Raw genomic sequence first — 12,605 nt, forward strand, 5'->3', positions numbered from 1 at the left:
TCAAAAAATAAGGCTATACAAAATAAAATCAATGAACAATATTCAATAGTCATTTTCTATTTGCTCATAAAAAACCCCCAGCAGTTGATTACCCAACTACTGGGGGGACTTTATTTTATAAATTACTTCGTTTTATATTCCGCCTCAGCTTGTTCGAAACGCGCCTGAGCAGCAGCACTTGGTGCCTTTGTTAATAGGCTAACAAGGACAATTGCAATAGTCGCAAGAATAAAGCCAGGAATAATTTCATACAGTGCAAACCACTTGTACTTCATCCAAACTAATACTGTGACAGCTCCAACTATCATCCCTGCAAGAGCCCCTGTTCGTGTCATGCGCTTCCACAATACTGACATTAAGACAACGGGACCAAAAGCCGCACCAAAACCAGCCCATGCATTACTAACCAGTGCCAGAACTTTGCTATCAGGGTCTCTTGCGATGTAGATCGCAATCGCTGCCACTAACAGAACCATTAAACGACCAACCCAAACGAGTTCTTTCTGGCTTGCTTTTTTACGAATGAATGGCTTATACAAATCTTCAGTTAAAGCACTTGCGCATACTAATAATTGGCAACTTAATGTACTCATAACCGCGGCTAAAATAGCGGATAATAAGATACCGGCAATCCAAGGATTAAAGAGTATCCCCGCTAGCTCCATGAAAATACGCTCATTATTCCCCATAACCGAAGAGGCTAATGCAGGATTCATTTCAAAATAAGCAATACCAAAGAAACCAACAGCCGTCGTTCCACCGAGACACAAAATCATCCAAGTCATACTGATACGACGAGCAGAACGGATAGTACGATGAGAATCCGCAGCCATAAAGCGAGCTAAAATATGTGGTTGCCCGAAATAGCCTAGCCCCCACCCTAATAGCGAGATAATGGCAACAAAATTCAACCCTTTAAACATATCTAAATATTCAGGGTTTTTAGCTTTAATCACCTCAATTGCGGTATCGGCACCGCCTAATGAGAAGATGATCACGATAGGCGTTAAAATCAATGCGAATATCATTAACGAGGCTTGGACGGTATCTGTCCAACTTACCGCTAAGAATCCCCCTAGGAATGTATATGCGATTGTTGCTAATGCCCCAAGCCACATTGCTTTTTCGTAGCTAATATTAAAAGTACTTTCAAACAATAGGCCACCAGCGACAACACCAGAAGCACAGTAGATGGTAAAGAACACTAAAATGACAACAGCGGAGATAATACGCAAAATTTTACTATTATCTTCAAAGCGACTAGTAAAATAATCAGGCAAGGTTAACGCATTATTATTTTTCTCAGTTTGAACGCGTAAACGCCCAGCGACAAATAGCCAATTGAGGTAAGCGCCTAAACTCAATCCTATCGCAATCCAAGCTTCCGAAATACCCGCGAGGAAAATAGCGCCAGGTAACCCCATTAGCAACCACCCACTCATGTCGGAGGCACCGGCCGATAAGGCTGTTACCACGCTACCCAAACTTCGCCCGCCTAAAATATAATCATCAAAATTTTTCGTTGAGCGATAAGCTAAATAGCCAATAAGTAACATGCCAGTAATATATACGATGAACATAATGATCATCGGAGTGCTTACAGTCATCCGTCTTCTCCATAGAATAGTTATTCTTTTTTGGTTTGTTGCACTAAATTGCACGTCAACAAATTAAATTATAAATTTATGTGTCTTGTGTTTGTGTTGTGTTGCACTTAATAAAAAATATCACCTTAGCATGCTAGACAAACTCATTTACATTTAACAAGAAATTAACGCCATTTTATTCCATAAACGATACCCATATCACAAATGTTAAATTAGTGGTACTAAAGTTAATAGATTGATTAACATTCCACTCATTAAGGGGTTAAATTCAACCGATTGATTTTAAATAAAAAATTAATTTGTTATTATTGACCATCTCATTTAACAAATAAAAATACGATATATTTCACAATTCCTTTAGAATAGGCTTTAACAACGTTGCACAAAGTTGCAACATCATGCTATTGATGTGTAACTTTTTTGTTTCTAGTAGCTAATTATTTTAGAGGAAATGGGATGAGTAGTACGACAACTATGGGTGTGAGACTTGATGAAGCGACTCGTGAACGCATTAAAACTGCTGCTCAACGTCTTGACCGCACGCCGCATTGGCTAATTAAGCAAGCCATATTCAATTATCTTGAACAGCTTGATAATCAGCAGTTCATCCCTGAGATCTCCGCAGGACAAGATAACAAAGACGGCCAAATATCAGAAGAAGAATCACTAACAGAATCGAATTATCAGCCTTTTTTGGATTTTGCTGAACATATTTTACCCCAATCGGTTAAACGCTCAGCGATTACATCCGCTTATCGCATTCCTGAAACGCAAGCGCTTCCCATGTTATTGCAACAAGCGCAATTGCCCGCTGAACAAGCCGATGCAGCACACCAGTTGGCTTACTCCATAGCGGAAAAACTACGTAACCAAAAAAATGGCATTGGTCGTTCTGGATTAGTTCAAGGCTTATTACAAGAGTTTTCACTTTCTTCACAAGAAGGTGTTGCGCTCATGTGCTTAGCTGAAGCGCTATTACGTATCCCAGATAAAGCAACACGTGACGCACTGATCCGAGATAAAATCAGTACGGGTAATTGGCAATCCCATTTAGGGCAAAGTAGCTCAATGTTTGTCAATGCAGCAACTTGGGGCTTATTGTTCACTGGTAAATTAGTTTCTACGCATAATGAAGCAAAACTCTCTAGCTCTTTAAACCGTATTATTAGTAAGAGTGGTGAACCATTAATCCGCAAAGGCGTTGATATGGCGATGCGCTTGATGGGTGAGCAGTTTGTTACTGGTGAAACTATCGCACAAGCATTAGCAAATGCTCGGAAACTGGAAGAAAAAGGGTTTCGCTACTCTTATGACATGTTAGGTGAAGCAGCACTAACAGAAAAAGATGCCCAAGATTATATGGTGTCATACCAACAAGCTATTCATGCAATCGGTAAAGCATCTAATGGCCGAGGCATCTATGAAGGCCCAGGCATTTCTATTAAATTATCTGCCTTGCATCCCCGCTATAGTCGCGCACAATATTCGCGCGTCATGGAAGAGTTGTATCCTCGTTTATTATCATTAGTGCTACAAGCACATCAATATGATGTGGGGATCAATATCGATGCGGAAGAAGCAGATCGCTTAGAAATCTCACTCGATTTACTCGAAAAACTCTGTTTCGAGCCTAAACTTGCCGGTTGGAATGGGATTGGCTTCGTCATCCAAGCCTACCAAAAGCGCTGCCCATTTGTAATCGACTCTATTATTGATCTTGCAGAACGCAGTAAGCGTCGATTAATGATCCGTCTAGTTAAAGGGGCTTATTGGGATAGCGAGATCAAACGCGCACAAGTTGATGGCTTAGAAGGTTATCCTGTTTATACACGTAAGGTCTATACTGACGTTTCATATCTGGCTTGTGCTCGTAAATTATTGTCTGTTCCAAACCTTATCTATCCACAGTTTGCAACACATAACGCTCATACCCTCGCTGCTATCTATCAAATTGCAGGGAAAAATTACTATCCAGGCCAATACGAGTTCCAATGCTTACATGGCATGGGGGAGCCGCTATACGAACAAGTGGTTGGAAAAGTTGCTGACGGCAAGCTTAATCGTCCTTGCCGTATTTACGCGCCAGTTGGTACTCATGAAACGTTGTTAGCCTATTTGGTTCGTCGTCTACTCGAAAATGGAGCTAACACTTCATTTGTTAACCGTATTGCGGATGCAACGATTCCTCTTGATGAGTTAGTTGCTGACCCAGTGAAAGAAGTACTTGAGCTTTCTAAAGTCGAAGGACAAATTGGTTTACCGCATCCTAAAATTGCATTACCTCGTGATCTTTATGGCCAGCGTCGCGTCAATTCAATGGGGCTGGATCTGTCAAATGAGCACCGTTTAGCTTCACTTTCTAGCGCTCTTTTAACGGCTGCAATGCAGGAAAAATTAGCTCAGCCACTGTTAGGAGGGGATTATCAATCTACGGAAGCAGCCGAAAACAGAGTGCCTGTCATTAATCCTGCCTGCCATTCCGATATTGTTGGTCACGTGCGTGAAGCAACGTTAGAGGAAGCTGAATATGCATTAAATATCGCCAGTGATGCCGGTGCGATTTGGTTTGCTACTCCACCTTCAGAGCGTGCGGCGATATTACTACGTGCCGCTGATATCATGGAGCAACAGCTACAGCCATTGTTAGATGTGCTTGTTCGTGAGGCGGGTAAAACCTACGCGAATGCGATTTCAGAAGTTCGAGAAGCCGTCGATTTCCTCAATTATTATGCAACTCAAGTCAGAGATGATTTTGATAACAATACGCATCGACCACTAGGTCCTGTCGTCTGTATTAGCCCATGGAACTTCCCATTAGCTATTTTTACAGGGCAAATAGCGGCAGCATTAGCGGCAGGTAATACCGTATTAGCAAAACCGGCGGAGCAAACTCCTCTTATAGGCTCAATTGCAATATCGATACTCCATCAGGCGGGTATTCCACGTGAAGTATTGCAATTTTTACCGGGTAAAGGGGAAACTATCGGTGCGAAACTGGTTGGTGATACAAGAGTTCGTGGCGTTATGTTTACTGGTTCTACTGAGGTGGCAGGTTTATTGCAACGTAACATTGCAGGCAGGCTGGATGCTCAAGGCCGCCCAACACCACTCATTGCCGAGACGGGCGGGTTGAATGCGATGATCGTGGATTCATCAGCCTTAACGGAGCAAGTTGTCACCGATGTGGTCGCTTCCGCGTTCGATAGTGCGGGTCAACGCTGTTCGGCTTTACGTATTTTGTGTGTTCAGGAAGATGTCGCGGATCGCACAATTCGTATGCTTAAAGGTGCGATGGAAGAGTGCCGTATGGGGAATCCTGAGCATCTGTATACTGACATTGGGCCTGTCATTGATAGCGAAGCTAAAGAGAATATTGAGCAACATATTCAACAAATGCGTAGCAAAGGCAAAGAGGTGTTCCAAGCCGTATTCAATCATAATGAGGATCTCCATGAGCAATCTGAAGGTACTTATGTGAAACCAACATTGATTGAATTGGATAACGTCAGTGAACTGAAAAAAGAAATCTTTGGTCCTGTGCTACATGTTGTTCGTTACAAACGAGAACAACTCGTTGATATTATTGAGCAGATCAATGCTGCGGGTTATGGATTAACGTTAGGCGTTCATACTCGAATTGATGAAACCATCAACCAAGTCGTTGCAAGAGCCAAAGTTGGCAACCTGTATGTTAACCGGAATATGGTTGGTGCGGTTGTCGGTGTTCAACCATTTGGTGGTGAAGGTCTGTCGGGTACTGGACCGAAAGCGGGTGGACCACTCTATCTGTATCGATTATTAAGTGAACGTCCAGATAATGCTGTCTCTCGTACGCTCGAAAGACAAGATAGTGAGCTTGCACTAGATGCCACTGCACGCCCTATTCTACTTGAGTCTTTCAATGCCCTTTCTACATGGTTAGAGAAACAAGAACACCATATAGAATCTGAAGTCTTAGAGCAATTTGCACGCCATGCACAAGCAGGTACATCACGTTTACTACCGGGACCTACGGGTGAAAAGAACACGTATACCTTAACACCACGTGGCACGATTTTATGTCTTAGTGATAATGAAAAAGACTGTTTAGTGCAATTGGCTGGGGTTCTTGCCAGCGGCTGCCAAGCATTATGGCCTGAAAGTGAGATCCACCAAAAGCTCTACAAATCACTGCCTGAAAAAGTGCGTCATGCAGTTGCAATGACAAAAAATTGGCAAGAACATCATGGCCATATTGAAGCCGTTATTTATCATGGTGACAGTGACCAACTCAAAGTTGTCTGCGAGAGTATCGCTCAACGTAAAGGCCCAATCATTTCAGTACAAGGTTTCGAACGTGGTGAAACCAACTTATTACTTGAAAGATTAGTCCATGAACGTTCATTGAGCATCAATACCGCAGCAGCAGGTGGTAATGCAAGCCTAATGACCATTGGCTAATTAAAAACGCCTGAGCCTAGTTAATATTAGGTTCAGGCGTCGTTTTATTTATTTGCTTCCTATCTTCCCGTCATGCCCTTTATTATTTCAACCCAATCTGTATTGTTCTTTTAATAACCAGATATTCAATATTGGTAATTAATAATATTGAGCTAAGATTGAATCTAAATAATTATCTATTGTGGTTAGTACTTATTCTTAATATGACCATCACAATAGACGGTTCTAATTAACCTCGATTAATGACGAAAAAAATCACTATATTCATTAGAAACAAAAAGGTGCCCATAATGGACACCTGACGTACTATAACCGTATTGCACTGAACAAGTTGTTAACTAGGTTCTTTGCTATGGATTAATTTTTCTCTGATTCCCAATACAAGTATTGCTCATATTTACGTAGCGCAATATTGTAGTTGCTAAAAGCAGATTCAGTCATTTTATCGCTTAATTGCTCTTGAATTTTGCTCGCTGTAAACTCTTTCATTGAAAAATTAGACGATGAGAGAAGTTCATCAAGACGGCGCAAACGAACAACATATTCGCGAACTGTGCTGTGGCTCATTTCAGTCTGTAAGAATAAATACTGTTTAAATGACATGATGTCAAAGAAATCAGTATTACTATTGCAATAAATTTCACTGCAAAAACGACAAAGTGCGGTAAATTTATCTTGTAATTCAACCCATGTATTTTCATCAACTAGCTCGGTCATCTCCGCAATAGCTTCTTTATTCAAGATGCTATCATTAAAGACTAGAGAGATACGATCCAGTGTTTTATGACAATGTGCACAATGAGTTTGGCTGTGTTTAAAGTCTTTGATATAACGACTCAGCGGCCGTTTCTTAACAATAGAAGCAGACATGATGATAAAGCCCTGTGTGTAAGTCTAAAATTAAAATTGTAACGTGGTATCCACGCTACATACTTAGCATGCCCATAGCATTATTATTTATCCGCTATGTTGCATAATAATACAGATTTATCTGTATCAAGCTCTTTTGCTTTCTCTTAAGAGACTAGTTCATACTAAAAATACACGGTATGAGCTATTTTCCCTCTGTGAAATGCATTCTATCGCGTCTATCACTCTTTGGCGAATTTCTGCGAAGACTAGAGTTTGGTACGAATTTGATTTAGCGTCAACCTATTAAACCAGTCATTTATTGCCTTTGCACAGAATAAAATCACAATAAAGCATTATAAGTCGCTAACTATACCAACAGTTAAAGTGATGACTTTACCCGATAATCAACCGAGCATTCAATAAAAATTTAATTTATAAATCAGTTTGATAGTTAAATTGGCGTTAAAATAGTAAAAATGTGAAGTAACTCACCTAACATAACCAAAATTTAACTATTCTCTGCGTAGATATTAATTTTTTAAATAGCTCATAAGCTGATATAAAAGAAAAGTTGTAAATTTAATTTTACATTTATGTGCTTATTAAGCATATGAATTTATTTTTTTAACATATGCAAAAAAGTTATAGCTCATAACCAAAAGATATATCTAATTTATAGATTATAATTTCACCCCAAACAGCCATCTGAGATATTAATTTATTTTTTTTAAGTAAATTTACCCATTCACTTATTAAGATCGTTACACTGATATCACTCATACCACATCGCTAATATACGATACCTATAAATTGATACCATCCACATTTTCTGTGGGTAAATTCACGCTCAGTCTGTGGATAACTTTCTTGATTCATGGTGATACCACGCTTTAAGCAAATTGAATAAAAAACAGTCGACTTATATTAAAATATTCCCATTACTGCAAATGCCCCGCTTGTGATAACAACAGACAACATTATCTTGTCAATGGCCTATGTTATTACGGCATCTTGTAATATATTTTCAATACATCACACTCATCTTTTAGATTAAAATGCCAAATATCTTGGCTCATAGATTTTAGATATCAGTTTTAAGCTAACTTATAAGGTATTTTTCGAGTTATTTTTTAGGATTTGTTACGTTTGATATCGAGAAAAACTTTTATATACTCCCTCTGCTACTTCAAAAATAAATAATTTAAGGTTGATTATGAAAAAGTTAATTCTAGCTTGCGGTATGGGTTTAATGGCATTAACGATCACAGCTTGTTCTGATGAAGAGAAAAAATCAGAAGTTGCGGGTGCAACAGAAACTTGTAATACCTACTTTGCTGAGATTGATTCTCTGATTGCAAAAGCGTCTGAAAATCCAGAAGCAAAAGCTCAATTAGATGCTATGAAAGGCCAATTAGAAGAAGGTAAAAAACAAGTTGCAGCACTACCTAAAGATCAGCAAGATAAAGCTTGCCAACAAGGTATTGATGCAATGAAACAAATGAAATCTGCTTTAGGCCTACAGTAATAAGATTTCTCTATACCATGGGGCTATAGATATATGGCTCCATATTTTTATAATGAGAGTACAATCGCAAGCCTTCAAATATTGTCTCGTCCTGTCTCCCTTCATACTCAATTATAACAATAAAAATGGCTTATTATAATTTCCTGAAAATCGGCCATTCGATAATGATAAAAAATAGCGTCATCATGCTGAACTGTTGAGTACCCAGAAAATAGTTTCTCAAAGCCTATTCTACCCCCCTATCGAAGAGATGTTTCTCATATTATTTTTAATAATCATCCTGTATTCAGTAAAAATGTCCCAGTATAAAAATATGTCACAAATACACTGTTATTATTAAAGCTGTTCAAGGCAGTAAATTGAATGAAGACTACCCTGTTGTTATTATCTTTCAAAACAAGCAAATGACGCTTTAATCTCTGTATTTAGCTGAGTAGTAAGGCGATTAAAATAGCCTTACTACCACGTTTTAATTATCTACAACCAAGTACCAAAACGTTTTATGTAAAACTGCTTCATTAGCTGTGCAACAACACAATAACTGACTAACGTTAACACCAGCCAAGGGAAATATTCTATTGGTAATGGTTGTAATCCGATCCATTCACCGAATGGGGAGAACGGAATATAAAGACCAAGCGCCATTATCAACCCTGTGGTTAATAAGACGGGTAACGCCGCAGTGCTTTGAATAAACGGTATTTTTTGCGTACGTAACATATGAACAACTAAGGTTTGTGATAATAGCCCTTCAACAAACCAACCTGATTGGAATAATGCTTCATGAGCAACACTATTAGCTTGGAAAACGTACCACATCAAAGCAAAGGTAGTAATATCAAAAATGGATGATGTAGGACCTATCCATACCATAAAACGGCCTATGTTTTTTGCATCCCATTTGCGTGGACGTTTTAAAAACTCTTTATCCATTTTATCCCAAGGCAAAGCCAGTTGAGAAATATCATATAACAAGTTTTGTACTAATAGATGAATCGCTAACATCGGTAAGAATGGAATAAAGGCGCTAGCGATCAAAACAGAAAATACGTTACCAAAGTTAGAACTTGCCGTCATATTTAGGTATTTAATGATATTGCCAAAGGTTTCTCGTCCTTTAATCACACCTTGTTCCAATACCATTAAATCTTTTTCTAACAAAATAATATCAGCAGATTCTTTTGCAATATCAGTTCCTGTATCAACGGAAATCCCCACATCTGCATCACGTAATGCCGGTGCATCATTGATTCCATCACCTAAGAAACCCACGGTATGACCATTGGCTTGCAATATTTTTAAAATTCTGGACTTTTGTAATGGTGTTAGCTTACAAAATACCGAGACTTGCTCAACTTTCTGTTTTAATTCTGTATCTGACATAGCCTCAACTTCAAGGCCAGCCATAATCTCACTCACATTTAAACCTACATCGTGACAGATCTTTTCCGTAATAATGGCGTTGTCACCCGTTAATACTTTTACGGTCACACCATTTTCACGTAAAGCTGCAATCGCTGAAATTGCGCTTTCTTTCGCCGGATCAAGAAACGTTAAAATACCACGCAATTCTAACTGTTGTTCCGCAACGGCAGAAAGTGGCAAACTGGCTTCATCACTATTTAGTGAGCGAGTGGCCAATAGCAACACGCGAAAACCTTGTCGATTATAATCACTGACTAATTCGGTAATCTGTTGTTTCGCTTGGGAGTCAAGTTGCTGAGATTGACCATTGTGTTGATAACTCGTACATACAGCAAGCATCTCTTCTGCTGCACCCTTACATATTAATAGTGCCTCTCCTGCTGGGGTCCTCACCGATACAGAGAGCTTACGACGAATAAAATCAAAGGGAAGTTCATCAATTTTTTGATAAGCACGCAATTGCTCTATTGCATTTTTTCCTCTGCCGCGCCGAATGATCGCTTGGTCCATCATATTCTTAGCACCGCTTTGGTTAAAACTATTCAACCATGCCAGTTGCAAAACTTGATTATCTTTTTCGCCGTTACTTCCTAAATAATGCTCTAAAATAATCCTATCCTGCGTTAATGTGCCTGTTTTATCAGTACAAAGTACATCCATTGCCCCAAAATTTTGAATCGCATTGAGCCTTTTTACAATCACCTTATGTTTAGACATGGCAATTGCGCCCTTGGCTAGATTTGAACTGACAATCATAGGTAGCATTTCAGGCGTTAAGCCAACCGCAACAGCCAGAGAGAATAACGTTGCCTCAAACCAATCACCTTTTGTAAAACCATTAATAAGTAAAACAATAGGCACCATAACCAACATAAAGCGAATGAGTAACCAACTAACGCTGTTGACTCCACGATCAAACGCCGTTTGCGCACGACTACCAACAATCGATTTGGCCAGTGAGCCAAGATAGGTTTTTGCGCCCGTTGCTACAACGATCCCTCTCGCTGTTCCACTGGTCACATTGGTTCCCATCAAACAAATATTAGAGATTTCCAACAATTCATTTTCGGTTGGTGAGATGGGATCAATGCTTTTCGCACTGACATCCCCCAGCGTGTCATATTTTTCTACTGGTATCGACTCCCCAGTTAATATCGCCTGACTAATAAATAGATCGCGAGACTCAACCAGTTTTAGATCTGCTGGAACCATATCCCCAGCAGATAACAAGACAATATCTCCTGGAACCAAACACTTGATGGGAACTTCCTTGCGTACTGAACGCCCTGTTTTATTGTCTCGACGGAACACCGTTGCGGTGGTACGAACAAGGGATTTCAACGCTTCAGCAGCCTTATTGGTTCGATATTCCTGCCAAAACCTTAATAATCCGCTTAATAACACCATGGTGACAATAATAATAACGCCTGTTAAATCAGTTTCTTCACCTTGGCGTTCAGGGATGAAATAGTCAGTGAAAAAACTCACTATTGCCAATGTCATTAAGACAAAAATGAAAGGATTTTTAAATGAGGAGAGGAGTTGCTTCCACGCTGGAGGGGCTTTCTCATGGGCAACTTCATTTTCGCCCTGTTCAACTAATCGATCGAGTGCCTCATTATCTGTCAAACCTAATAAATTAGTTTGATATTCATTAAGCACTTGTTCCATTGTTTTGTTGGCTTGTTCGCCAACAATATATTTTTGGCGCGCAGTGGTCTTGGCACTTTTGCGCGGATGCCTGATTTCAGTCATAACGTTTATCTCTAATACGGTATTTACCGTGCTAATTGAACGCTATCTAACTGAAAATAAATTATTTATTCATAGCTAGATAGCTCCCATTTTTTACTCCATGACGGAGGGTGATCGTCCATTTCGGCTCCTTTAGTTAATAATTATTCAGCATTAGGCTGATAGCTCTGATGCCACTTTCCAGTTAATTGCACTGACACTCTGTTCAATACTGATCCGGCAAACCAATGCTTCAATTTCTTTTTGCTCCGCCGGTGTTGCTAAAAATTCAGCAATAACTTCTAACTGTTCCGGTCTAAGCGTATCGGCACTGCTTAATGATTGCAGCCGGATATGTAATCCATTTATTGCTTGTAAAATTAATGTTCTAACTAAGATTTCATCGTCTTGATGACACATCACACGAATTTTATAACGTTGTTCAACATCAAGCGCTTGGGTTTGTGGTTGTTTATTAATTCTTTGTGCCGCTTCACGCAGTAGAATATTGGCACAAAGGATAAGCATCGTAGCCATCGTCGCTAAAGAGTACTGCCCGAGGCCACATAACACCCCAATACCAGCAGAGCACCAAAGTGTGGCCGCCGTATTCAAACCACGAATATTCATTCCTTCACGCATGATAACCCCGGCTCCCAGAAAACCTATTCCAGATACAACTTGTGCTGCGATTCTTCCTGGACTATCAGGTGAGGTGGTGACCGAACTCAAAATAAATACGGCAGCCCCTGTTGCGACTAACGCATTTGTGCGTAAACCCGCCATGCGCTGACGCCATTGACGTTCCGCACCAATTAAAGCACCTAAGCACATTGCGAAAACTAAATTTAAAATATCGGGAGTAAATAACATGATGATCCCTCCAAAAATAAATTGGATAATAAAAATAGGTAAAATATATTTCACCTAGCCTTAAGCATGAATAATAAAATAATTATTCAACGTTATAGGCTATTACCTGGAGGAAATAATGAATAGAAATAGAGATTCATGACCTTTAC

6 protein-coding genes are annotated in these 12,605 nt (G+C 39.6%); 2 read left to right on the top strand and 4 right to left on the bottom strand.

Annotated features, from left to right (window positions below; genetic code table 11):
* Positions 1 to 122: 122 nt before the first annotated feature.
* On the bottom strand, positions 123 to 1,607 hold the full coding sequence (putP, locus tag P2E05_RS13035; RefSeq protein WP_154624122.1) for a sodium/proline symporter PutP: 1,485 nt from the start codon (positions 1,605 to 1,607) through the stop codon (positions 123 to 125).
* A gap of 456 nt (positions 1,608 to 2,063) precedes the next feature.
* Between putP and putA the strand changes: the two genes are divergently transcribed.
* Positions 2,064 to 6,047 (top strand): trifunctional transcriptional regulator/proline dehydrogenase/L-glutamate gamma-semialdehyde dehydrogenase, encoded by a 3,984-nt coding sequence (gene putA / locus P2E05_RS13040; protein WP_163862377.1) that lies wholly within the window; start codon positions 2,064 to 2,066, stop codon positions 6,045 to 6,047.
* Between the two features lie 357 nt (positions 6,048 to 6,404).
* Here the strand turns inward: putA and fliZ are convergent, their stop codons facing one another.
* A complete protein-coding gene (gene fliZ, locus P2E05_RS13045) occupies positions 6,405 to 6,917 on the bottom strand; it encodes a flagella biosynthesis regulatory protein FliZ (protein WP_154624120.1) in 513 nt (170 codons plus the stop codon).
* 1,195 nt (positions 6,918 to 8,112) lie between these two features.
* On the opposite strand from fliZ, the gene P2E05_RS13050 reads away from it, so the two are divergent.
* Positions 8,113 to 8,424 (top strand): DUF5339 domain-containing protein, encoded by a 312-nt coding sequence (locus tag P2E05_RS13050; RefSeq protein WP_154621816.1) that lies wholly within the window; start codon positions 8,113 to 8,115, stop codon positions 8,422 to 8,424.
* Positions 8,425 to 8,901: 477 nt separating this feature from the next.
* Here P2E05_RS13050 and mgtA read toward each other — a convergent pair whose 3' ends face one another.
* Positions 8,902 to 11,604, bottom strand: a complete 2,703-nt coding sequence (gene mgtA, locus P2E05_RS13055) for a magnesium-translocating P-type ATPase (RefSeq protein ID WP_272657457.1) — start codon at positions 11,602 to 11,604, stop codon at positions 8,902 to 8,904.
* Positions 11,605 to 11,757: 153 nt separating this feature from the next.
* Positions 11,758 to 12,456 carry an MgtC family protein gene (locus P2E05_RS13060; protein WP_272657458.1) on the bottom strand — a complete coding sequence of 233 codons (699 nt, stop codon included), beginning with the start codon at positions 12,454 to 12,456 and terminating at the stop codon, positions 11,758 to 11,760.
* Positions 12,457 to 12,605 lie beyond the last annotated feature (149 nt).

The sequence above is a fragment of the Providencia stuartii genome, from assembly GCF_029277985.1.
Taxonomy (GTDB): domain Bacteria; phylum Pseudomonadota; class Gammaproteobacteria; order Enterobacterales; family Enterobacteriaceae; genus Providencia; species Providencia zhejiangensis.

Coding starts and splice junctions, on each gene's coding strand:
- putP (WP_154624122.1), bottom strand. CDS start 1,607: ATGACTGTAAGCACTCCGATGATCATTATGTTCATCGTATATATTACT.
- putA (WP_163862377.1), top strand. CDS start 2,064: ATGAGTAGTACGACAACTATGGGTGTGAGACTTGATGAAGCGACTCGT.
- fliZ (WP_154624120.1), bottom strand. CDS start 6,917: ATGTCTGCTTCTATTGTTAAGAAACGGCCGCTGAGTCGTTATATCAAA.
- P2E05_RS13050 (WP_154621816.1), top strand. CDS start 8,113: ATGAAAAAGTTAATTCTAGCTTGCGGTATGGGTTTAATGGCATTAACG.
- mgtA (WP_272657457.1), bottom strand. CDS start 11,604: ATGACTGAAATCAGGCATCCGCGCAAAAGTGCCAAGACCACTGCGCGC.
- P2E05_RS13060 (WP_272657458.1), bottom strand. CDS start 12,456: ATGTTATTTACTCCCGATATTTTAAATTTAGTTTTCGCAATGTGCTTA.